Below are 22,514 nucleotides of genomic sequence, written 5' to 3'. Positions count from 1 at the left end.
CGGTGGCTCAGGTCAAACGTATCCGTCGTAACGTCAGCGGCATCATCCTGCTCGACAAGCCGTTGGGGTTCACCTCCAACGCGGCGTTGCAGAAGGTTCGCTGGTTGCTGAACGCCGAGAAGGCCGGGCATACCGGTAGTCTCGATCCGCTGGCCACCGGCGTATTGCCGTTGTGCTTCGGTGAGGCCACCAAGTTCTCGCAATACCTGCTCGACTCCGACAAGGCTTATGAAACCCTGGCGCAACTGGGCAAGACCACCACCACGGCGGATGCCGAAGGTGAAGTTTTGCAGGAGCGCCCGGTGACCGTTGGTCGCGCCGATGTCGAAGCGGTTTTGCCCGGTTTTCGTGGGCAAATCAGCCAGATACCGCCGATGTACTCGGCGCTCAAGCGTGATGGCCAGCCGCTGTACAAGCTGGCCCGTGCAGGCGAAGTAGTGGAGCGCGAACCGCGTTCTGTTACTATTGCGCGCTTGGAATTGCTGGCCTTTGAGGGTGATACTGCGCGGCTTGCGGTGGATTGCAGCAAAGGCACCTATATCCGCACCCTGGTGGAGGATATCGGTGAGCAACTCGGTTGTGGCGCTTACGTTGCAGAACTGCGACGTACCCAGGCCGGGCCTTTCACGCTGGCGCAGACGGTCACGCTTGAAGAGTTGGAAGCGGTACATGCCGAAGGCGGCAATGAAGCGGTCGACCGCTTCCTGATGCCATCGGACAGCGGCTTGCTGGATTGGCCACTGTTGCAGTTCTCGGAGCACAGTTCGTTCTATTGGCTTAACGGCCAACCAGTACGCGCCCCGGATGCACCGAAGTTCGGCATGGTACGGGTACAGGATCACAATGGTCGCTTCATCGGTATCGGTGAAGTGAGCGAAGACGGGCGCATCGCGCCGCGTCGACTGATTCGGTCAGAATGACCGGACGAGGGTGGCTGTTAACAGGCACGGTCACTTCCTCATTTATAGATACAGGGATTTGTCCCTGGCCTGTTGAAGCTGTTTCTTTGAAACAGTTTCCTGATAAAAGGATTGCCTCATGGCTCTCGACGTTCAAGAAAAAGCTCAAATCGTAGCTGACTACCAGCAAGCTGTTGGTGACACTGGTTCGCCAGAAGTGCAAGTTGCACTGCTGACCCACAACATCAACAAGCTGCAAGGTCACTTCAAGGCCAACGGTAAAGATCACCACTCCCGTCGTGGTCTGATCCGCATGGTAAACCAGCGTCGTAAGCTGCTGGACTACCTGAAAGGCAAGGATCTGGGCCGTTACCAGGCTCTGATCGGTCGCCTGGGTCTGCGTCGCTAATAAGCGATTGCGCTAGAGGTTGGTTGTTTGCTGTGTGCCAGCGGGTTTCCCGCCGGCACATGGCAGGCTCCCAGCCTCAAGTTTTATCTGGATACACGTTTTACCCTGGACAGGCGTTGGGCCGATTCCCGACATTGCCCAAGAATTTCGCAAGAAGACAAGTTCCCCAAGAGCCACAAAGAAGGTAGGACACCGTGAACCCGGTAATCAAAAAATTCCAGTTCGGTCAGTCGACCGTTACCCTCGAGACTGGCCGTATCGCCCGTCAGGCCTCCGGCGCAGTATTGGTCACCGTTGACGACGACGTCAGCGTATTGGTGACCGTCGTTGGTGCCAAGCAAGCCGATCCAGGCAAGGGCTTCTTCCCTCTGTCCGTTCACTACCAGGAAAAGACTTACGCTGCCGGTAAGATCCCTGGCGGTTTCTTCAAGCGCGAAGGCCGTCCTTCCGAGAAAGAAACCCTGACTTCCCGACTGATCGACCGTCCGATCCGTCCGCTGTTCCCAGAAGGCTTCATGAACGAAGTGCAGGTTGTCTGCACCGTCGTTTCCACCAGCAAGAAGACCGATCCGGACATCGCTGCGATGATCGGTACCTCGGCTGCCCTGGCAATCTCCGGTATCCCTTTCGATGGCCCTATCGGCTGTGCACGCGTTGCGTTCCACGAAAGCACCGGCTACCTGCTGAACCCGACTTACGAACAACAGAAAGCATCGAGCCTGGACATGGTCGTTGCCGGTACGTCGGAAGCCGTGTTGATGGTTGAATCGGAAGCCAAAGAGCTGACCGAAGACCAGATGCTGGGCGCGGTACTGTTTGCTCACGACGAGTTCCAGGTGGTGATCAACGCCGTCAAAGAACTGGCCGCTGAAGCTGCCAAACCGACCTGGACCTGGACTCCACAGCCAGAAGCCACCGCTCTGCTGGGCGCTATCCGTGCCGAGTTCGGCGACGCGATCTCCCAGGCTTACACCATCACCATCAAGGCCGACCGTTACGCTCGCCTGGGTGAGTTGAAGGATCAGGTTGTTGCCAAGCTGTCCGGCGAAGAAGGCCAGCCTTCTTCCAGCGAAGTGAAAGCGGCTTTCGGCGAAATCGAATACCGCACCGTTCGCGAAAACATCGTAAACGGCAAGCCACGTATCGACGGTCGCGACACCAAGACGGTACGTCCTCTGAACATCGAAGTCGGTGTTCTGCCCAAGACCCACGGTTCGGCTCTGTTCACCCGTGGCGAAACCCAGGCGCTGGTCGTTGCAACACTGGGCACCGCCCGTGACGCGCAACTGCTGGACACCCTGGAAGGCGAGAAAAAAGACCCGTTCATGCTGCACTACAACTTCCCTCCGTTCTCGGTCGGTGAGTGTGGTCGCATGGGTGGCGCTGGTCGTCGCGAAATCGGTCACGGCCGTCTGGCTCGTCGTTCGATTGCAGCGATGTTGCCTGCTGCCGACGTGTTCCCGTACACCATTCGTGTTGTGTCGGAAATCACCGAGTCCAACGGTTCGAGCTCCATGGCTTCGGTCTGCGGCGCTTCCCTGGCCCTGATGGACGCTGGTGTTCCGATGAAGGCACCGGTTGCCGGTATCGCCATGGGTCTGGTTAAAGAAGGCGAGAAATTCGCCATCCTGACCGACATCCTGGGTGACGAAGACCACCTCGGCGACATGGACTTCAAAGTAGCCGGTACCGCCAAAGGTGTTACCGCGCTGCAGATGGACATCAAGATCAAAGGCATCACCGAAGAAATCATGGAAATCGCTCTGGGCCAAGCCCTGGAAGCGCGCCTGAATATCCTCGGTCAGATGAACCAGATCATTGGTCAGTCCCGCACCGAACTGTCGGAAAATGCTCCGACCATGATCGCGATGAAAATCGACACCGACAAAATCCGTGATGTCATCGGTAAAGGCGGCGCGACCATTCGTGCGATCTGTGAAGAGACCAAGGCTTCGATCGACATCGAAGACGACGGTTCGATCAAGATCTTCGGCGAAACCAAGGAAGCGGCTGAAGCGGCACGCCAGCGCGTTCTGGGCATCACCGCAGAAGCTGAAATCGGCAAGATCTACGTCGGTAAGGTTGAACGCATCGTCGACTTCGGCGCATTCGTCAACATCCTGCCTGGCAAGGACGGTCTGGTTCACATCTCCATGTTGAGCGACGCTCGCGTTGAGAAAGTGACCGACATCCTGAAAGAAGGCCAGGAAGTGGAAGTACTGGTACTGGACGTGGACAACCGTGGCCGTATCAAGCTGTCCATCAAAGACGTGGCAGCAGCCAAGGCGTCGGGCGTTTAATCACCCCCCGCGCTTAACCGCTGAACAACAAAACGCCCCGACTGGTTCGGGGCGTTTTGCTGTGTGCCATAAAATCAAAAGATCGCAGCCTTCGGCAGCTCCTACACCCATTCCCTGTAGGAGCTGCCGAAGGCTGCGATCTTGACATTTCAGGCTGAAAAAAGAGAGGTCCGCCAAGTTGCCGGAGCCCAATCCCGGTGCTAGGTTTAGCTCACCGCCCGTGTAGCTCAGTTGGTAGAGCAGCGCACTCGTAACGCGAAGGTCGCAGGTTCGACTCCTGTCTCGGGCACCACTGCCGCTGTTATTTCACCTTCCGGCTCAGATCCTCGACCGTGCGTTTAAGCTGATCGAGTTGATTGTCCTGATCGCTGACTTCTCGTTTCAAATTCGACAGGTCACTGGAACTTGAGCTGGAATTCGATCCGGCGCTGCGTTTGAGGTCTTCCACCTGGCTGGAGAGCTTTTTCAGATCGTTGTCCTGGTCGCTGACGCTGCGTTTGAGGCTGGACAGATCGCTTGAGCTGGAACTTGAGCTCGAACCGGTGTTGCGCTTGAACTCCTCCATCTGCTTGGTGAGGTTTTTCAGGTCTTTATCCTGCTCCTCGACAGTGCGCTTGAGGCTGGAGATGTCATTGCTGCTCGAGCCGGAGCTGGTGCCGGTGTTGCGTCTGAGTTCTTCGATGAGGCGCGTTTGTTCGCTGACGGTTTTCTTCAGGGTGTCGATTTCGGCTGTATTGGTTTTAACGGTGGCCTGCAGCTTTTCCAGTTCATTGACATCCAGATTGGTTCTGACCAATACGGTTTTGCCATACGAGTTGTGTGTGGCAGTAAGGGTATCGTTGTACGAAGGACTGTCGGAGCTAAGCTCGATCGCCTGAGCCGTATTGGGCAGTGCCAGATTGCCGAGCACCAGGGCAGCCATGCCGGTTGCAAACAGGGTAGACGAAAGCTTTGGGAAATTGCGCATCACCTGAATTCCTTGTGAAGTGCCTATATGGCACATCGCTATGACTTCGTTTCCTGAAACATGTTCCTGTCGGCCGCACAAAATAAGCGTGGTCAGTGGCGTCATCCAACTTTTTGTAGATTTGATGTAAACATGCATATAAATCGTCAGCCAAAGGTCCTATATTCGGAGCTTGCATGAGCATCACCGAGCTGTTTTCAGATGATCCCGAATGGTTCTGAAGGCCAGATAAACCGGGCGTTACACGGTTTTTTGCGTCAGAGAGATCCTTGATGATCCAGATCCATCTTCCATTCCTAAGATCAGCGAGAACGACATGACTGTTAAAGAATTGACCCAAGAAGCCAGACACGAAGAAGCGCTCAAGAAGTACTTGCTGGAGTCGCCCCAGCTAGCCGATGAGATCAAGGACCTGCCGGCCGACGATCAGAAAGACCAGATCCAGTGGGCATTCGAGGATGAAGCGGAATCCCAGGGCTTGCAGCCGTGGGAGCTGACGCTCAAGTACACCTCGACTCCTGAAGAGTTCGAGGCGGCGCGCCTGGTTCTGCACAAGGAGGCGGCCGAAGTGTTGGGCGTCGAATGGGAAGAGTACTGCGAGATGAATAATCTGGTGGTTTGAAGCAGCTTCAAGGTTCAAGCCGCAAGCTACAAGTCAAAGCAGAACTGCTTGAAGCTTGTAGCTTGCCGCTTGTAGCTGCTCAGAGGCTGAGCCGCATCGACAGGTCCACCGCCTTCACATCCTTGGTCATCGCACCAATCGAGATGTAATCCACGCCGGTTTCGGCGATCGGCAGCAACGTGCTTTCGTTGATCCCGCCGCTGGCCTCCAGTTTTGCCTTGCCGCCGTTCAGGCGCACCGCTTCGCGCATGTCATCCAGGCTCAGTTCGTCGAGCATGATGATGTCGGCACCGGCCTCCAGGGCCTCCTTCAGTTCATCCAGGCTTTCCACTTCGATTTCCACCGGCTTGCCCGGGGCAATCTTGTGCGCGGCTTTGATCGCTTCGGGGATGCCGCCGCTCGCCGCGATATGGTTTTCCTTGATCAGGAAGGCGTCATACAGGCCGATGCGGTGGTTGTGGCAGCCGCCGCAGGTCACGGCGTACTTTTGCGCCAGACGCAGTCCCGGCAGGGTTTTGCGGGTGTCGAGCAGCTTTACCTGGGTCTCGGCGACGAAATCCGCCAGGAACTGCGCGCGAGTGGCCACGCCAGACAGCAGTTGCAGGAAATTCAGCGCGCAGCGCTCACCGGTCAGTAGCGAGCGGGCCGGGCCTTCGAGGTGAAACAGCGCCTGATTGGGTTTTACCCGTTCGCCATCGCGCACTTGCCAGTGCACCGCCACCCGCGGGTCCAGTTGCCGGAAAACGGCATCGACCCAAGCGGTGCCGGCAATGACGGCCGCGTCGCGGGTGATGATGGTGGCTTTGGCCAGGCGTTCGGCCGGGATCAGTTGCGCGGTGATGTCGCCGCTGCCGATGTCTTCGAGCAACGCACGGCGCACGTTGGCTTCGATTTCGGCGGTCAAATCGGCGAGACGTAGATTCGGCATAACGGGCTCCACAAACAAAGTGGCTCGATTATAGGGGTATGGCGCGAAGCAACCCAAGGCATGCCGGGTACTCAGATCGCTCTGAAACCTGCATTTGGTCGATTCGCATGAGCATTTGGCGCTAAGCCAGGGTCTGCCTTGTACGTCTATTTCAATGTGAAACGTAGAGTCTGCTGGCACAAGCGGCCGGTTTTGCAGATAATCCGCCTTGCATTTGACGTCATAGCTTTGACGTCCCTTTAGCTCCCCGATTATTGAATGACAGCGGGTGGGAACTGTTCCCCGTTGAGCGCCGGCTGTGCGGCGCAGCCGATCTCTTACCGAACCGAAGCATCACCGTTCCAGGAGGCTTGGATGCACAACGACGGGAATGTAGTGCCTTTGCACAAGGCGACTACCGACCAGGCGACTCACTCGCCGCTCGCCCGCCTGCCTGTGATTCTGCTTCAGGTTCGCGACAAGGCTGCGCAACAGCTCCGGCATGGTTTGCAGGAGCTGTTTGATAACGCCGACGACACCCTGTTTGAAATGGCCGACCGGGCCCGTAATGACGTCGAACAGAACATCTTTTTCGAAGCCATGCGCGACTTGCGCCTCAAGCGCAAAAGCATTGAGCGCGGGTTTCTCGAACAATTCTTCGAGGCGTTCGTCAGCCTCACGCAATACGACGTCACCCAGTCAGCCTTGCCCCAGGCATTGGCGTTCAATGCCAGTGCATCGCTACCCAGTGATGACCTGGAGCGCAACGTGGCGGTGGAGGGCATGGTCAGCAAGGTGCTGAACCGTGAAGGTTTCGCCCTCGATCAACTGACCACCCGGCTCAGCGTGCTATTGGGCAAGGAACTGCTCGAACAGCACAACCCGCTCGGCCCGGCGATGCTGTGTGAGTATTTCCTCCAGGCCGGGCGCAATCTGGGCGTGGAGATCAAGGTCAAGCTGATCATCCTCAAACTGTTCGAGCGTTATGTGCTCAGCAGCGCTGATCAGCTCTACGCCGAAGCCAACCAACTGCTGATCGCCACCGGCGTGCTGCCCGAGCTCAAACCCGCCCCGGCGCGACGTGCCGCTGATCGTGCGACGGCCAGTGCCCATGCCGAGCCCGCCGAGGCGGCTGCACGGCCCGGCAGTATGCATATTGACGAAAGCGTGCAGGAGGTTTTCGCCGCGTTGCAGGAACTGCTGTTCCACGTGCGCGGCAGCGTGGCGCCGACGCTCGAAGCGAGCACCCCGACCCAGCCGATTTCCACCCGCGACCTGCTGCGCCTGCTGTCGCACTTGCAGCAATACGTCCCGGCCCTGGCGGCTCAGGATGACTTCGACCTGCGCAACCAGCTCGAACAACTGCTGACCCGAGTCAGCGTCAAAAGTGGTAAGTCGCGGGTGGTCGGGGTTGCGGATGAAGACGTGATCAACCTGATCGCCATGCTCTTCGAATGCATCCTCGATGACCGCAACCTGCCGGACTCGCTCAAGGCGTTGATCGGGCGGTTGCAGATCCCGATGCTGAAAGTCGCCGTACTCGACAAGAGCTTCTTCAGCCGCAGTAGCCATCCGGCGCGGCGCCTGCTCAACGAAATCGCCGCCGCGGCCATGGGCTGGGGCGAGTGCGACGATCATGAGCGCGACACGTTGTACCTGCGCATCGAGCAGGTGGTGCAGCGGCTGTTGAATGATTTTGTCGACGACCCGGCGATTTTCTCCGAGTTGCTCGCGGATTTCCTGGCGTTTACCAGTGACGAGCGCCGTCGCAGCGAACTGCTGGAGCAACGCACCCGCGACGCCGAAGAAGGCCGGGCCAAAACCGAACTGGCGCGTCAGCGGGTCGAGCAAGCGCTGAATGAGGCCTTGCTCGGCAAGGTACTTCCGCAGGGTGTGGTGGCGTTCGTCCACGACGCCTGGAGCAAGGTGCTGTTGCTGACCTGCCTCAAGCACGGCGATCAGTCCGCCGAATGGCACGTCGATGTGCAAACCATGGCGCAATTGATCTGGAGCGTGCAGCGCCATGACGAAGCCGATGCAAGCCTGCGCCTGCTGTCGATGGTGCCGGGGTTGCTCAAGTCCCTGCGCGATGGCCTGACCAGCTCGGCGTTCGATCCCTTCGCCACCAGCGAATTCTTCAGCGAACTGGAAGCCTTGCACGTTCAACTGTTCGAACGGCCGAGCGAGGCGCCGGATCAGACTGATGCGCCAGTGATGGTCGAAGTCTGCGAAGAAATCGTGCTGCGCACCGCCGATGAAGGCCCGGTCGAGACGGCTTCGGTGCGCTTGGCGGCGGACGATGAGGGCCTGCTTCAGGTCGATCAACTGCGCCTGGGCTGCTGGGTGGAGTTTCAGGAAGACGAAGAAAACACCCTGCGTTGCAAACTGGCGGCGATCATTGACGCCACCGGCAAGTACATTTTCGTCAACCGCACCGGTATGAAAGTGCTGGAGCGCAGCCGCACCGGGCTGGCCCTGGAATTCCGCCGTGGCGCGGTGCGCACACTGGACGATACGTTGCTGTTCGATCGGGCCCTGGAATCGGTGATCGGCAACTTGCGGCGTCTCAATCACGCCAAGTGATCGCGCGCCGAGGGTCTATCGCGGCATACTGGGCGCCAACACCGTCGTCGTCGAAGGAACCTGTATGCAGTTGGACCCCGCGAGCGGTTGGTGCCAGGGCGTAAATATCTGCCCCTCGCCCAACTTCAATGCGCGCCCCTCGGATGAAATCTCCCTGCTGGTGATCCACAACATCAGCCTCCCGCCGGCGCAGTTCGCCACCGGCAAGGTGCAGGAATTTTTCCAGAATCGCCTGGATGTCACGGAGCATCCCTACTTTGAAGGGATCGCTGACCTGCGGGTGTCTGCGCATTTTCTGATCGAGCGTGACGGCACGGTCACTCAGTTTGTCTCCTGTCTTGAGCGCGCCTGGCATGCCGGCGTCTCGAATTTTGACGGGCGAGAAGTCTGCAATGATTTTTCCGTGGGCATCGAGCTTGAGGGCACGGATGATCTGCCGTTCACCGACGCGCAATATCAGGCGTTGACGACCCTGACCCGACAGTTGCAAAGCGCTTTCACGGGCATTACCGCACAGCGTATTTGCGGACATAGCGACATCGCGCCCGGGCGCAAGACCGACCCGGGACCGGCGTTTGACTGGACACGCTACCGCGCCGCTTTGGCAAAAGAGGAACAACAATGAGTTTTCTGGTGTTGCTGCTGGCCGTCTGGATCGAGAAATTCTCGGCCCTGCGCCATCGGGTTCAACGTGATGGCGGTTGGGTGCGCGAGCTGCACAAGCTTGAGGCCAGCCCACGTCTGAAGGACCGTCCGTGGCTGGTATTGGTCGTGTTGGTGCTGTTGCCGGTGGCGCTGCTCGGTTTGTTGCTGGTAGTGCTGGATCCCGTGGCCTACGGACTGCTGGCGTTGCCGGTGCACTTGTTGGTGGTGATTTACAGTTTGGGGCGCGGTGATCTGCTGGGCGGTCTCGGTCCGTTTCGCGACGCCTGGCGCCGGGAAGACCTGCAAGCCGCCGCGCATGTGGCCAAGCGCGATCTCGATATCTGCGCCGACAGTGGCGAGCAACTGCTGGAGCGGGTTCAGGGGCATCTGTTGTGGGAGGCCTACCAGAGCTTTTTCGCGGTGATTTTCTGGTACTTCCTGTTGGGCCCGGTCGCCGCGCTGAGTTATCGCTTGCTCGCCCTGGCCGAAGAGCACGGGCAGAACCCGGCGGTGGTCGAACGCGCCGCGCAACTGCGCCATGCCTTCGATTGGGTACCGGTGCGCTTGCTGGCGGCGAGTTTTGCCCTGGTCGGCAACTTTGTCGCGGTCGGTCGGGTGATGCTGCATGAGTTGCTGAACTGGAACATCAGCGCTGCGCAGTTGATCGAAAAGGTCGGGCTGGTGGCGGGGGAGATTCCGGCGCCGGTGGTCGGGCCGGATGGCATCAACAGCCTCGATCGTATCTGGGAACTGCTGTTGCGGGCGGCGGTGCTTTGGTATGCCGGGTTTGCGTTGTGGACTGTTCTGCCCTGACACCGGCCTTGTAGCAGCTGGCGAAGCCTGCGTTCGGCTGCGAAGCAGTCGCCAGTTCAGGCACCGCGATGTGTCAGACGCACCGCGGACTCAGGGTTTACGACTGCTGCGCAGCCGAACGCAGGCTTCGCCAGCTGCTACAGGGCTGAGCGCGACGCGACGAGGCTGCGTGTCTTGCCGTTAACCTTAAGTTACAAAACCTCCCTCCGATTTGAGCTATACAGAGATAGCGCCCAATAGTGGCTATCTGCTGTATCTGTGCGCCTGCCAATAAAAATAAGAAATCCAAGGGAGACTTCACAGTGAAGAGCTTGCTCTATCCCGCCGTCGCGCTGATGAACCGCCTGAGCTTCGGCATGAAGTTCAGCCTGATCAGCGTGCTGTTCCTGGTGCCGATGCTGGTGACCAACTTCTACCTGGTGCGCGATTCCTATCGTGAATTCCAGGGCACCCGCGTCGAATTGCAAAGCCTCGACCTGTTGGGCAGCAGTCTGACCCTGCGGCGGGATCTGGAAACCCTGAACAATCTCGTGCAGATCAACGTCACCCTCGGGCAATCCGGTAAGGCCGGCGACGTCGAGACGAAGATCGGCGCACTTGAGCAAAGTGTCCTGGCTCGCCTGCAAGGGCTGACGGCGATGAGCGTCGACCCGGAGCAGATCACGGTTTTCGATGGCAAACGCGACGAAATGATCGTCGCGTTCAAGGCCCAGCAAGCGGAAAACTCCCTGCAAAGTAAAAGTGCGCTGATCGGCAAATTGCTCGGCAACGCGCAGATTTTCAGCCAGATCATCACCAGTCAGGCCGGCCTGAGCCGCGACACGCAAAGCGACATGCGCCAGCTCAGCGAGCTCATCACCAATGTCACCCCGCCCGTGACGCAAATTTTGGGCGAAGGCCGGGCCATGGGCTCGCTGTCGCTGGGGCAGGGCTTTCTCAACTCGGCGTCGAGCACCCGCTTCGACGAGTTGCTGGCACAGATCGAGAAGCTTCAGGCGGAGTACGGGCTGAAGTTGCACGACGCATTGGGCTCAAGCAAAGCTGCGAACGAAACCCTGGCCGCTCAGGCTGACAGCAGCAAGGCGTCTCTGAAAAAGGCCAGCGAACTGTTCGAAGAACAAGTGGTGATGGCCGACACCCTCGATGCGCCGTGGCCAGCGTTTTACGAACAAGTGACCGGCCTGATGGACCAGACTTACCAACTTAATGAGGCGACCCTGAAGTTCCTCGGCAGCCAGTTGCAGCAGCGGCTGGAGCAGAACCGCGCCCATATGGTCATGCAGGCCGTGGCGCTGTCGGTGGTGTTTGTGCTGATCTTTTACCTCTACGGCGGTTTTTACTACTCGACCCGCACCACCCTCAAGCGCCTGGGCGCGGTGATGGACAAAGTGGCGGCCGGCGACATGACCGTGACCTTCAGCGCCCACAGCCGCGATGAACTGGGTGAGTTGGGCGAGGTGTTCAACGGCACGGTGAAGAAAATCCACGACTTGATCGAGCGGGTCGGGCAGACCGTCGGCGAAGTCGAACGTCAGGCCGGGCAGGTGGAAAGCGTTTCCGCCCAAAGCAACCAGGCCGTGGCCGGGCAGCGTAGCCAGATTGAACAGGTTGCCACCGCGATGAACCAGATGTCCGCCACCTCCCTGGAAGTGGCGCGCAGTGCCGCGGCGGCGGTGAGCAGCGCCCACAGCGTCAACGACGAAACCCTCAGCGGTCGCGGGTTGGTGGAGTCCCAGCAAGGCAGTATCGCGGCGCTGGCCGGCGAGATTGATCAGTCGGTGCTGGTGATCAATCAACTGGCCAGCGACAGCCAATCCATCAGCCGTGTGCTGGAAGTGATCAAAAGCATTGCCGAGCAGACCAACCTGCTGGCCCTCAACGCAGCGATTGAAGCGGCACGGGCGGGCGAGCAGGGTCGTGGATTTGCGGTAGTGGCGGATGAAGTTCGCACGCTGGCCAAGCGAACCCAGCAATCGACTGAAGAAATCGAGCAGATGATCGCCAAGCTCCACGGTGGCGTCGGCGCGGCGGTGAAAGCCATGGGCGTCAGCCATCAAATGGCCAACGGCACCGTGGGGCAGTCGGAAAAGGTCCAGCAAGCCTTGGAAAATATCCTCGGCGCCGTCGGCATGATCGTCGACCAGAACCAGCAGATTGCTGCCGCCGTGGAACAGCAAACCGCCGTGGCCCATGACATCGATCAGAACATCGTCGAAATCAACCGGGCCGGTGAACGCACGGCCGAGGGCGCGCATCAGACCGAGAATGCCAGCCGCGCGTTGTCGGCGCAGGTGGTGGAGTTGAAACAATTGATCAGCGCGTTCCGGGTCTAAGCAACACCACACACCCAATGTGGGAGCGGGCTTGCTCGCGAAGGCGGTGTGTCAGTCAAGGAGGATGGCGACTGACACACCGCCTTCGCGAGCAAGCCCGCTCCCACAGGGAATGTGTTCCAGCGTCAATACCGAACAATCTGTAGTACTTCTTCCCATCGCCAGTACGTCATTTCCTGTTTTCCTGCACGCTCTGGTTTTTGGTCTTCAATGAAGCAAGATCCATCTCTTCGACATGCCCTGAGGAGGCCCGGTTATGTCTGCCGCCACGATTGGAATTCTGGGTCGCTGCGCCCATTGCCAGCGCACGCTGTTGCTGGAGCCCTGGCAACTCAACGCCATCGCGATCAACGAGCCGTTTACTTGTTCCCACTGTGAAAACGCCCTGCAACTTAACGATCCCAAGCAGATCAGGCGCTTCAAATCCCTCGACTCCCTGGCATTGTTAAGGGCGAGCACGCTGGTGATGGTCTGCACCGCTTTACTGGTGGCGTTGGTGATGGAATGGGTCGGGATGCTCAGCGTGATGGAACAACTGAATTTCTCGCTGCTGGCGATTTTCGTCTATTTCGCTGTCGTCCGGTTTGCCCGGCACCGGCAACACATCACCCTGACGCTTGAGGCGGCCAAGGTCCACGTCGACTGATTACCAGTTGAACAACTCGCAGGCATTGGCCGTGCTGACCGTGGCCAGTTGTTCGGGGCTGATCGCCATGATCTCGGCCAGTGCCGAACAGATCGCCGGCAAGTGCGCCGGGCTGTTGCGCTGGCCGGGGAACATGGCAGGCGCCATGTCCGGGGAGTCGGTTTCCAGCACCACCGATTCCAGTGGCAGCTCGGCGAGTACACGGTGCATGCGCAGTGCCTGAGGCCAGGTCGCGGCGCCACCGAGACCCAGTTTGAAACCGAGCTTGATGTATTCCCGCGCCTCTTCCTTGCTGCCGGCAAAAGCGTGGATGATGCCGGCGCGTTTCAAGCGAAAGCGTTTGAGCGTGGCAATCACCGCGGCATGGCTGCGGCGCACATGGATCAGTGCCGGCAGATTGAAATCCACCGCCAGTTGCAACTGCGCGTCGAACAATGCCTGCTGGCGCTCGCGATCGAGGGTTTCGATAAAGTAATCCAGGCCGATCTCGCCCACCGCGCACACCTGCCGATGGCCGGCCAATCGAGTCAGCCAGTCGCCGAGCGCCGTCAGGTCTTCGGGGCGATGCTCGTCCAGATACACCGGATGCAAGCCGAACGCCGCGTGCAGATCGGGATCGCTCAGCACCAGGTCCCAGACCCGCTGCCAATTGCCTTGATAAACCCCCAGCACCACCATCCGCCGCACCCCGAGGGCGCGGCTTTCGGCCAACAACACCGAGCGATCGGCATCGAAGTCCGGAAAATCCAGATGCGTGTGGCTGTCGATCAGCTCCACGGCTCAGTCCTGAAGAATGCGCTGCTTGAAGGTCCGGGCGATGGCCTGCACGCCGGGTTGGTAATCCGATTGTTCGATGGCGGCCAGGGCCAGTTCCAACGCTTTGTCGGCGATCAATTGATGTTGCTGGGCCATGGCGTTGACCGGCAACGGCAGGAAATCCAGCAATTGGGTGTCGCCAAACGTACCGAGCCGCAACGGGCGAGTCTTGAGCGGGAAGTCATGCAAGGCGTCGAACACGCCTTGCAGCAGCACGTAAGACGTGGTCACCAGCGCATCCGGCAAATGGCCCAGACGCTGGAGCAATTCGTCCATCAACTGCTTGCCGCACTCGCGACTGAACGACTCACCGTGTTCGATCAGGATTTCGCCTTTGAACCCGCTCAGCGCTTCTTTGAACCCGGCAGCCCGTTCCTGGCTGATGCTCAGTTCCGGGCGGGCGCCAATCAGTGCGATTTGCTTGGGCAGCGGTTCGAGCAGGCTGCGGGTCAGTTGCAGGCTGGCCTCGCGGTCGTCACTGATCACCGAGCAGAAATGCTCGGGCTCCATGACCCGGTCGATGGCGATGATCGGCATGCCTTTGGTCTGCAACTGACGATAGCTGTCGTCACCGGCCGGCAGGCAACTGGCGACGATCAAGGCGTCGCAGCGCCGGGCACGGAACAGTTTGAGCAGTTGCCGCTCGCTGTCCGGTGCATCATCAGAGCTGGCGATCAGCAACTGATAGCCGCGCGCCCGGGCGCCTTGCTCCAGAAGCTTGGCGATCCGTGCGTAACTGGGGTTTTCCAGGTCCGGCAGAATAAACCCCAGAGTACGGGTGTGCCGACTGCGCAGCCCGGCGGCCTGAGGGTTTGGCGTAAAGCCATGTTGCTCGACCACGGCACGCACGCGCTCGACGGTGGCGCTGCTGATGCGTTGCTGTGTGGCCTTGCCATTGATGACATAACTGGCGGTGGTAACGGACACACCGGCCAACTGTGCGATATCACTGAGTTTCAACTCGGGATTTCCTTGTTTTTTCGAGCTTGCCCCGACATTTTCGCCAATCCTACCCGATTCGAGCAGACGACCCATGTCGCAACGTATCCGACAAGTTGGACTTCAAGGATGCGACATTATCGAGTAACGTGCCAAACATTCTAGATTAAACGTTTCAGCAGGCGTATTTTCTGCGTTATAGGTTGCTTTTGCCGGTTCTGCCGCGAAACCGCCAAAAGTCATCACCAAGCGCCTAAGCTGAATCATTCAAAACAATACCTGGCGTCCCAAGGCGCCAAAAAGGAGAAAGCATGCTCGAGCTCACCATAGAGCAGATATCCATGGGCCAGTCGGCTGTGGATAAGTCAGCCGCGTTGCACCTGCTGGCCCAGCATCTGGTTGCCGATGGTCTGGTCGCAGAAGGTTACCTCGCCGGTTTGCAGGCGCGGGAAGCCCAGGGCTCGACCTTTCTCGGTCAAGGTATTGCCATCCCCCACGGTACTCCGGAAACCCGCGACCTGGTGTTTTCCACCGGCGTACGGCTGATGCAGTTTCCCGACGGCGTGGATTGGGGTGATGGCCAGATTGTTTACCTGGCGATCGGCATCGCCGCCAAATCCGATGAACACCTGCGCCTGCTGCAACTGCTGACCCGCGCCCTCGGCGAAACCGACCTGGGCCAAGCCTTGCGTCGCGCCAGTTCCGCCGAAGCGTTGCTGAAACTGCTGCAAGGCGCGCCACAAGAACTGGCGCTGGATGCACAGATGATCGGCCTCGGCGTGTCTGCCGATGATTTCGAAGAACTGGTCTGGCGTGGTGCGCGTTTGTTGCGTCAGGCCGATTGCGTAAGCAACGGTTTCTCCGCCGTGTTGCAACAAGTCGAAGCGCTGCCACTGGGCGATGGTTTGTGGTGGCTGCACAGCGAACAAACCGTCAAGCGCCCGGGCCTGGCCTTCGTCACGCCGGACAAACCGATGCGCTATCTCGGCCAGCCGTTGAGCGGTCTGTTCTGCCTGGCCAGTCTCGGCGAAGCGCATCAAGCCCTGCTCGAACGCCTGTGCGCGTTGCTGATCGAAGGTCGCGGCCATGAATTGGGCCGCGCCACCAGCAGTCGCAAAGTCCTCGAAGTACTGGGCGGTGAAGTGCCCGCCGACTGGCCGAGCGCGCGCATTGCCTTGGCCAACGCTCATGGTTTGCATGCGCGCCCGGCGAAGATCCTCGCGCAACTGGCGAAAAGCTTTGAAGGCGAGATTCGCGTGCGCATCGTCGATGGCCAGGACAGCGCCGTGTCGGTGAAGAGTTTGAGCAAGCTGCTGAGCCTCGGCGCCCGTCGCGGTCAGGTGCTGGAATTCATCGCCGAGCCGAGCATCGCTGCCGATGCCTTATCGGCGTTGCTGGCGGCTATCGAAGAAGGTCTCGGTGAAGAAGTCGAGCCGCTGCCAGCCGTCAGTCAGCAGCGCGAAGTCATGGCCGACATCGCCGAAGTGCTGCTGGCGCCAAAGTTCGGCAGCCTGATTCAGGCCATCGCCGCCGCCCCTGGCATCGCCATCGGCCCGGCGCATATTCAAGTGCTGCAAACCATCGATTACCCGCTGCGCGGAGAGTCCGCCGCCATCGAGCGCGAACGTCTCAAGCAAGCCCTCACCGATGTCCGTCGCGACATCGAAGGCTTGATTGAGCGCAGCAAATCCAAGGCGATTCGCGAAATTTTCATCACTCACCAGGAAATGCTCGACGACCCGGAATTGACCGATGAAGTCGACACGCGCCTCAAGCAAGGCGAGAGCGCCGAGGCGGCGTGGATGGCGGTGATCGAAGCCGCCGCCAAGCAGCAGGAATCGCTGCAAGACGTTTTGCTCGCCGAGCGTGCCGCCGACTTGCGGGACATCGGTCGTCGGGTGTTGGCGCAGTTGCGTGGCGTCGAAACCCCGAGCGAACCGGAGCAGCCGTACATTCTGGTGATGGACGAGGTCGGTCCATCCGACGTCGCGCGTCTTGACCCTGCGCGCGTCGCCGGCATTCTCACCGCCCGTGGTGGCGCCACCGCTCACAGCGCCATCGTTGCCCGTGCGTTAGGGATTCCGGCGCTGGTCGGTGCCGGTGCAGCGGTGTTGCTGTTGGCACCGGGCACGCCGTTGCTGATCGATGGCCAACGCGGTCGCCTGCACGTGGACGCGGATGCCGCGACCTTGCAGCGTGCTACCGAGGAACGCGACACCCGCGAACTACGGCTGAAAGCGGCGGCTGAGCAGCGCCACCAACCAGCACTGACCACCGACGGCCACGCCGTGGAAGTGTTTGCCAACATCGGTGAAAGCGCCGGTGTCACCAGCGCGGTGGAGCAGGGCGCCGAAGGCATTGGCCTGCTGCGCACCGAATTGATTTTCATGGCGCACTCGCAAGCGCCGGACGAAGCCACCCAGGAAGTCGAATACCGTCGCGTCCTCGATGGCCTGGCCGGTCGCCCGTTGGTGGTGCGCACCCTCGACGTCGGCGGCGACAAACCGCTGCCGTATTGGCCGATCGCCAAGGAAGAAAACCCGTTCCTCGGCGTGCGCGGCATTCGCCTGACCTTGCAACGTCCGCAGATCATGGAAGCGCAATTACGTGCGTTGCTGCGTGCTGCGGACAACCGTCCCTTGCGCATCATGTTCCCGATGGTCGGCAGCGTCGATGAATGGCGCCAGGCCCGGGACATGACCGAGCGTCTGCGTCTGGAAATACCGGTTGCGGACCTGCAACTGGGGATCATGATTGAAGTGCCGTCGGCGGCGTTGCTGGCGCCGGTGCTGGCCAAGGAAGTCGACTTTTTCAGCGTCGGCACCAACGACCTGACCCAATACACCCTGGCCATCGACCGTGGTCACCCGACCCTGTCGGCCCAGGCTGACGGCTTGCACCCGGCGGTGCTGCAATTGATCGACATCACCGTGCGCGCGGCCCATGCCCATGGCAAATGGGTCGGCGTGTGCGGCGAACTGGCGGCGGATCCGCTGGCGGTGCCGGTATTGGTCGGCCTCGGTGTCGATGAGCTCAGCGTGTCCGGCCGCAGCATCGCCGAGGTCAAGGCGCGCGTCCGCGAACTCAGCCTGGCCCAGACTCAAATTCTCGCCCAACAGGCCCTGGCCGTGGGCAGCGCCAATGAAGTGCGCGCATTAGTGGAGGCCCTGTAATGGCCAAGATTTTAACCCTGACCCTGAACCCGGCGCTGGACCTCACCGTCCAGTTGCCGGCGCTGACACCCGGTCAGGTCAACCGCAGCGACGAGATGCACACCCACGCCGCTGGCAAAGGCGTGAACGTGGCGCAAGTGCTGGCCGATCTCGGGCATCAACTGACGGTCAGCGGTTTTCTCGGGGAAGACAATCTTCAGGCGTTTGAAACGTTGTTCGCCAAGCGTGGTTTTGTCGACGCCTTCATCCGCGTCCCCGGCGAAACCCGCAGCAACATCAAACTGGCGGAAAGCAGCGGACGCATCACCGACATCAATGGTCCGGGCCCGCAGGTTGATGAAGCGGCGCAGCAAGCGTTGCTCGAACGACTGGAGCAGATCGCGCCGGGGCATGACGCGGTTGTCGTTGCCGGCAGCTTGCCGCGCGGGGTCAGCCCGCAGTGGTTGCAGGCGCTGATCGTGCGTCTGAAAAGCCTCGGTTTGAACGTGGCCCTGGACACCAGCGGCGAAGCCCTGCGGGCAGGGTTGGCGGCGGGTCCGTGGTTGATCAAGCCCAACACCGAAGAACTCGCCGAAGCACTCAATTGCGACGTGGTGTCGGTGGCGGCCCAGGCTGAAGCCGCGAGCCGGTTGCACGCTCAAGGCATCGAGCACGTGGTGATTTCCCACGGCGCCGATGGTGTGAATTGGTTCAGTGTCGGCGCGGCGATGCATGCCACTCCGCCGAGGGTCAGTGTGGTCAGCACCGTGGGCGCTGGCGATTCGCTGTTGGCGGGGATGCTCCACGGTTTGCTCAGTGCCGACACGCCTGAACAGACCCTGCGCACTGCCACGGCGATTGCGGCGATGGCGGTCACGCAAATCGGTTTCGGCATCCATGATGCCGCGCAGTTGACGCAACTCGAACAGGGCGTGCGCGTGCGCCTCCTGACAGAACAATAAGAGGGGTTGTCATGAAGTTAGCCATTGTTACGGCCTGCCCGAACGGCATGGTCACCAGTGTGCTGTGCGCTCGGCTGCTCGATGCCGCCGCCCAGCGTCAGGGCTGGAGCACCTGCGTCGAAGTGAACGATGCGGCGCACCCGGAACGTCAGTTGTCGGCAGCGACCATCGAGTCCGCCGAATGGGTGTTGCTGGTGACCAGCGCGCCGGTGGACATGTCGCGATTTGTCGGCAAACGGGTGTTCCGCAGCACCCCGGCCCAGGCCCTGCAAGATGTTGAAGCGGTGCTGCGCCGTGGCGCGGAAGAGGCTGAGGTTTACGTCGCCGAAGAAGCGGTGGCAGTCGTTAAAAACGCGCCGCGTTTGGTCGCTATCACCGCGTGCCCGACCGGCGTCGCCCATACCTTCATGGCCGCCGAAGCCTTGCAGCAAGCGGCCAAGCGGCTGGGCTACGACTTGCAGATCGAAACCCAAGGCTCGGTCGGTGCGCGCAATCCACTGAGCGCAGCGGCGATTGCCGATGCTGACGTGGTGCTGCTGGCCTGCGATATCGAGGTCGCCACCGAGCGTTTCGCTGGCAAGAAGATTTACCGTTGCGGCACCGGCATCGCGTTGAAACAAGCCGAAGCCACGCTCAACAAAGCTTTGGCCGAAGGCAAGCAGGAAACTGCTTCGAGCGGTTCGAAAGGCCCGGCCAAACAAGAGAAGACCGGCGTCTATAAACACCTGCTGACCGGTGTGTCGTTCATGCTGCCGATGGTGGTGGCGGGCGGCTTGATGATCGCCTTGTCATTCGTGTTCGGCATCACCGCGTTCAAGGAGCCGGGCACGCTGGCGGCGGCGCTGATGCAGATCGGCGGCGAGACCGCGTTCAAGCTGATGGTGCCGTTGCTGGCGGGGTACATCGCCTACTCGATCGCCGACCGTCCGGGCCTGGCGCCGGGGATGATCGGTGGGTTGTTGGCGAGCACTCTGGGCGCCGGTTTTATCGGCGGGATCATTGCCGGTTTTATCGCCGGTTACGCGGCCCAGGCGATCAATCGTTATGCGCGGTTGCCGCAGAGCCTTGAAGCACTGAAACCGATCCTGATCATCCCGCTGTTCGCGAGTCTGTTCACTGGCCTGGTGATGATTTACGTGGTCGGTAAACCCGTGGCGGAGATGCTTTTAGCGCTCACGCACTTCCTCGACAGCATGGGCACCACCAATGCGATTCTGCTCGGTGTGTTGCTCGGCGGCATGATGTGTGTCGACCTCGGCGGGCCGATCAACAAGGCTGCGTATGCGTTTTCCGTGGGACTGTTGGCGTCGCAGAGTTATGCACCGATGGCTGCGACCATGGCCGCCGGGATGGTGCCGCCGATTGGCCTGGGGATCGCGACGTTTATCGCGCGGCGCAAGTTTGCCCAGACCGAGCGCGAGGCGGGTAAAGCGGCGTTTGTGCTGGGGCTGTGTTTTATCTCCGAAGGCGCGATTCCGTTTGCCGCGAAAGACCCATTGCGGGTGATTCCGGCGAGCATCGCGGGCGGCGCGTTGACCGGTGCGTTGTCGATGTATTTCGGCTGCAAACTGATGGCGCCGCATGGTGGGTTGTTTGTGTTGATGATCCCGAATGCGATCAACCATGCGCTGCTTTATTTGCTGGCGATTGTGGCGGGCAGTTTGTTGACGGCGGTGGTGTATGCGGTGTTGAAGCGGCCGGAAGTGGTGGAGTTGGCGTTGGAGCCCGCCAAGGCCTAACACCACAACCCCTGTGGGAGCGGGCTTGCTCGCGAGGGCGTCGTGTCAGTCACCATTGATGTCTACTGGCAGACCGCTTTCGCGAGCAAGCCCGCTCCCACAAGGGAACTGTGATTTCACACGGACGTCATGCGCACATGCTTAAGTTTCCCTTTTTCAGGGAGAACACCATGAGCGAATTCAACCTCGGTCGCCGGCGTGTCATGCAAGCGGTCGGCGCCGGTTTGTTGTTGCCCGGCCTGGCGCCGGCGGTGATCGCGTCGGTCAAGGATCGGCCGCAACTCACCGACGGCGTGCAGTCCGGCGACCTGCTGGGCGACCGGGCGATGGTCTGGAGCCGCAGCGACCGTCCCGCGCGGATGGTGGTGGAGTGGGACACCCGCAGCCTGTTCACCAACCCGCGTCGTTTTGTTTCGCCTCTGGCTGATTCGCGCACTGACTTTACCGCCCGCGTCGAGCTCACCGGCCTGCCCGCCGACCAGGCGATTTTCTACCGCGTGCACTTCGAAGACGCCCAGAACGGCGCGGCCAGCGAACCCTGGTTCGGCCACTTGCGCAGCGTACCCACGGCTCGCCGCGACATTCGTTTTGTCTGGAGCGGCGACACCGTCGGCCAGGGCTTTGGCATCAACCCGGACATCGGTGGCATGCGCATCTACGAAGCCATGCGTCTGCGCCTGCCGGACTTCTTTATCCACAGCGGCGACACCATCTACGCCGACGGCCCGGTGCCCGCGCAACTGACCACCGAGAGCGGTCGGGTGTGGCGCAACCTCACCAGCGAAGCCAAGAGCAAAGTCGCCGAAACTCTCGACGAATACCGTGGCAATTATCGCTACAACCTGATGGACGAAAACATCCGTCGCTTCAACGCCGAAGTGCCGCAGATCTGGCAGTGGGACGACCACGAAGTGGTGAACAACTGGTCGCCGGGCAAGCAACTGGACGAGCGCTACAAGAGCAAAGATATCCACAGCCTCGTCGGCCGTGCGCGCCAAGCGTGGCTTGAATACGCGCCGATGCGGTTGCAGAGCGCCGACAATGGCGGGCGGATTTATCGCCAGCTCAGTTATGGTCCGATGCTCGATGTGTTTGTGCTGGATATGCGCAGTTATCGTGGGGCTAATGACGACAATCTGGGCGCTGAAAAACCGTTTCTGGGGCGTGAGCAACTGGACTGGCTGAAGGCGTCGCTGAAAGCCTCGAATGCGCAATGGAAAGTCATCGCCGCTGACATGCCGATCGGCCTCGGCGTACCCGACGGGGAAGTCAGTCCGGGGGTGGCGCGTTGGGAAGCGGTGGCCAACGGTGATCCAGGACCGGCGCAGGGCCGCGAATTGGAAATCGCTGAATTGCTCGGTTATCTGCGTGCGCAGCAGGTGCGCAATTTTGTATTCCTGACGGCGGATGTGCATTACTGCGCCGCGCATCACTACCATCCGGATCGCGCGGCATTCCAGGATTTCGAACCGTTCTGGGAGTTTGTTGCCGGGCCGTTGAATGCCGGGAGTTTTGGACCGAATCCACTGGATAAAACCTTTGGCCCTGAAGTTGTGTTCGAGAAAGCGCCGCCCGCGCAAAACACCTCGCCGTTTGCCGGGTTTCAGTTTTTTGGCGAGGTGAATATTGACGGGCAGAGTGGGGAGATGAGCGTGGTGTTGCGGGATCTGGATGGGGTGAGTGTGTTTGAGCAGAAGTTGCAGCCGGTTTGATGTGGATGGCTTCAAGATCCACCCCTCACCCCAGCCCTCTCCCCAGAGGGGAGAGGGGGAAAGGGAGCAG

General features: G+C 60.3%; 17 protein-coding genes and 1 tRNA gene. 14 read left to right on the top strand and 4 right to left on the bottom strand.

Going from position 1 to position 22,514, the window contains the following annotated elements:
* The first annotated feature begins 2 nt into the window (after positions 1–2).
* From truB to HB680_RS23645, 4 genes are all read left to right on the top strand, one after another.
* Entirely contained in the window at positions 3–920 is a 918-nt protein-coding gene (gene truB, locus HB680_RS23660) for a tRNA pseudouridine(55) synthase TruB (RefSeq protein ID WP_123405159.1), read from the top strand.
* Between the two features lie 118 nt (positions 921–1,038).
* The gene (gene rpsO / locus HB680_RS23655; protein ID WP_003176135.1) at positions 1,039–1,308 is read left to right on the top strand and encodes a 30S ribosomal protein S15; all 270 of its coding nucleotides are present in this window, start codon (positions 1,039–1,041) and stop codon (positions 1,306–1,308) included.
* Between the two features lie 194 nt (positions 1,309–1,502).
* Positions 1,503–3,608, top strand: a complete 2,106-nt coding sequence (gene pnp / locus HB680_RS23650; protein ID WP_046045794.1) for a polyribonucleotide nucleotidyltransferase — start codon at positions 1,503–1,505, stop codon at positions 3,606–3,608.
* Between the two features lie 216 nt (positions 3,609–3,824).
* Positions 3,825–3,900 (top strand) — tRNA-Thr (locus HB680_RS23645).
* A gap of 9 nt (positions 3,901–3,909) precedes the next feature.
* Here HB680_RS23645 and HB680_RS23640 read toward each other — a convergent pair.
* Positions 3,910–4,680, bottom strand: coding sequence for a hypothetical protein (locus HB680_RS23640; RefSeq protein WP_256735612.1), 771 nt, complete (start codon positions 4,678–4,680; stop codon positions 3,910–3,912).
* A gap of 211 nt (positions 4,681–4,891) precedes the next feature.
* Here HB680_RS23640 and HB680_RS23635 point away from each other — a divergent pair, with 211 nt between their 5' ends.
* The gene (locus tag HB680_RS23635; protein ID WP_213940885.1) at positions 4,892–5,197 is read left to right on the top strand and encodes a DUF6388 family protein; all 306 of its coding nucleotides are present in this window, start codon (positions 4,892–4,894) and stop codon (positions 5,195–5,197) included.
* Between the two features lie 79 nt (positions 5,198–5,276).
* On the opposite strand, the gene nadC is transcribed toward HB680_RS23635, so the two are convergent.
* Complete coding sequence (gene nadC / locus HB680_RS23630; RefSeq protein WP_213940884.1) at positions 5,277–6,125, bottom strand: carboxylating nicotinate-nucleotide diphosphorylase; 849 nt, start codon at positions 6,123–6,125, stop codon at positions 5,277–5,279.
* A gap of 354 nt (positions 6,126–6,479) precedes the next feature.
* Here nadC and HB680_RS23625 point away from each other — a divergent pair, with 354 nt between their 5' ends.
* From HB680_RS23625 to HB680_RS23605, 5 genes are all read left to right on the top strand, one after another.
* Positions 6,480–8,687: a DUF1631 domain-containing protein gene (locus HB680_RS23625; RefSeq protein ID WP_213940883.1), complete on the top strand. Its 2,208-nt coding sequence runs from the start codon at positions 6,480–6,482 to the stop codon at positions 8,685–8,687.
* 64 nt (positions 8,688–8,751) lie between these two features.
* Complete coding sequence (gene ampD / locus HB680_RS23620; protein ID WP_213940882.1) at positions 8,752–9,312, top strand: 1,6-anhydro-N-acetylmuramyl-L-alanine amidase AmpD; 561 nt, start codon at positions 8,752–8,754, stop codon at positions 9,310–9,312.
* Positions 9,309–10,145, top strand: coding sequence for a regulatory signaling modulator protein AmpE (gene ampE / locus HB680_RS23615; RefSeq protein ID WP_213940881.1), 837 nt, complete (start codon positions 9,309–9,311; stop codon positions 10,143–10,145). The genes ampD and ampE overlap by 4 nt, the downstream gene beginning before the upstream one ends.
* A 302-nt stretch (positions 10,146–10,447) precedes the next feature.
* Positions 10,448–12,478 (top strand): methyl-accepting chemotaxis protein, encoded by a 2,031-nt coding sequence (locus HB680_RS23610; RefSeq protein ID WP_213940880.1) that lies wholly within the window; start codon positions 10,448–10,450, stop codon positions 12,476–12,478.
* 256 nt (positions 12,479–12,734) lie between these two features.
* Positions 12,735–13,124 (top strand): hypothetical protein, encoded by a 390-nt coding sequence (locus tag HB680_RS23605; RefSeq protein ID WP_213940879.1) that lies wholly within the window; start codon positions 12,735–12,737, stop codon positions 13,122–13,124.
* Here the strand turns inward: HB680_RS23605 and HB680_RS23600 are convergent, their stop codons facing one another.
* Positions 13,125–13,901: a TatD family hydrolase gene (locus HB680_RS23600; protein WP_213940878.1), complete on the bottom strand. Its 777-nt coding sequence runs from the start codon at positions 13,899–13,901 to the stop codon at positions 13,125–13,127.
* A gap of 3 nt (positions 13,902–13,904) precedes the next feature.
* Complete coding sequence (cra, locus tag HB680_RS23595; protein WP_213940877.1) at positions 13,905–14,900, bottom strand: catabolite repressor/activator; 996 nt, start codon at positions 14,898–14,900, stop codon at positions 13,905–13,907.
* Between the two features lie 290 nt (positions 14,901–15,190).
* Here cra and ptsP point away from each other — a divergent pair, with 290 nt between their 5' ends.
* The 4 genes from ptsP (at position 15,191) to HB680_RS23575 (ending at position 22,444) form a co-directional block, all read left to right on the top strand.
* Positions 15,191–18,052: a phosphoenolpyruvate--protein phosphotransferase gene (ptsP, locus tag HB680_RS23590; protein ID WP_213940876.1), complete on the top strand. Its 2,862-nt coding sequence runs from the start codon at positions 15,191–15,193 to the stop codon at positions 18,050–18,052.
* Positions 18,052–18,993 carry a 1-phosphofructokinase gene (pfkB, locus tag HB680_RS23585; protein ID WP_213940875.1) on the top strand — a complete coding sequence of 314 codons (942 nt, stop codon included), beginning with the start codon at positions 18,052–18,054 and terminating at the stop codon, positions 18,991–18,993. Before ptsP ends, pfkB begins: the two co-directional genes overlap by 1 nt.
* An 11-nt stretch (positions 18,994–19,004) precedes the next feature.
* Complete coding sequence (locus HB680_RS23580; RefSeq protein WP_213940874.1) at positions 19,005–20,732, top strand: PTS fructose-like transporter subunit IIB; 1,728 nt, start codon at positions 19,005–19,007, stop codon at positions 20,730–20,732.
* Between the two features lie 170 nt (positions 20,733–20,902).
* Positions 20,903–22,444, top strand: coding sequence for an alkaline phosphatase D family protein (locus HB680_RS23575; protein ID WP_213940873.1), 1,542 nt, complete (start codon positions 20,903–20,905; stop codon positions 22,442–22,444).
* The last annotated feature ends 70 nt before the right edge of the window (positions 22,445–22,514 follow it).

Origin of the sequence: Pseudomonas sp. dw_612, from assembly GCF_018449725.1 — a bacterium.
Classification (GTDB): Bacteria; Pseudomonadota; Gammaproteobacteria; order Pseudomonadales; family Pseudomonadaceae; genus Aquipseudomonas.
This window is presented reverse-complemented; position numbering and strand designations above follow the sequence as displayed.

Excerpts from the sequence above, each read along its gene's own strand:
- HB680_RS23625 (WP_213940883.1), top strand. The coding sequence starts at position 6,480 with ATGCACAACGACGGGAATGTAGTGCCTTTGCACAAGGCGACTACCGAC.
- ptsP (WP_213940876.1), top strand. The coding sequence starts at position 15,191 with ATGCTCGAGCTCACCATAGAGCAGATATCCATGGGCCAGTCGGCTGTG.
- HB680_RS23640 (WP_256735612.1), bottom strand. The coding sequence starts at position 4,680 with ATGACGCCACTGACCACGCTTATTTTGTGCGGCCGACAGGAACATGTT.
- rpsO (WP_003176135.1), top strand. The coding sequence starts at position 1,039 with ATGGCTCTCGACGTTCAAGAAAAAGCTCAAATCGTAGCTGACTACCAG.
- ampE (WP_213940881.1), top strand. The coding sequence starts at position 9,309 with ATGAGTTTTCTGGTGTTGCTGCTGGCCGTCTGGATCGAGAAATTCTCG.
- HB680_RS23580 (WP_213940874.1), top strand. The coding sequence starts at position 19,005 with ATGAAGTTAGCCATTGTTACGGCCTGCCCGAACGGCATGGTCACCAGT.
- HB680_RS23575 (WP_213940873.1), top strand. The coding sequence starts at position 20,903 with ATGAGCGAATTCAACCTCGGTCGCCGGCGTGTCATGCAAGCGGTCGGC.
- ampD (WP_213940882.1), top strand. The coding sequence starts at position 8,752 with ATGCAGTTGGACCCCGCGAGCGGTTGGTGCCAGGGCGTAAATATCTGC.
- nadC (WP_213940884.1), bottom strand. The coding sequence starts at position 6,125 with ATGCCGAATCTACGTCTCGCCGATTTGACCGCCGAAATCGAAGCCAAC.
- pfkB (WP_213940875.1), top strand. The coding sequence starts at position 18,052 with ATGGCCAAGATTTTAACCCTGACCCTGAACCCGGCGCTGGACCTCACC.
- HB680_RS23635 (WP_213940885.1), top strand. The coding sequence starts at position 4,892 with ATGACTGTTAAAGAATTGACCCAAGAAGCCAGACACGAAGAAGCGCTC.
- HB680_RS23605 (WP_213940879.1), top strand. The coding sequence starts at position 12,735 with ATGTCTGCCGCCACGATTGGAATTCTGGGTCGCTGCGCCCATTGCCAG.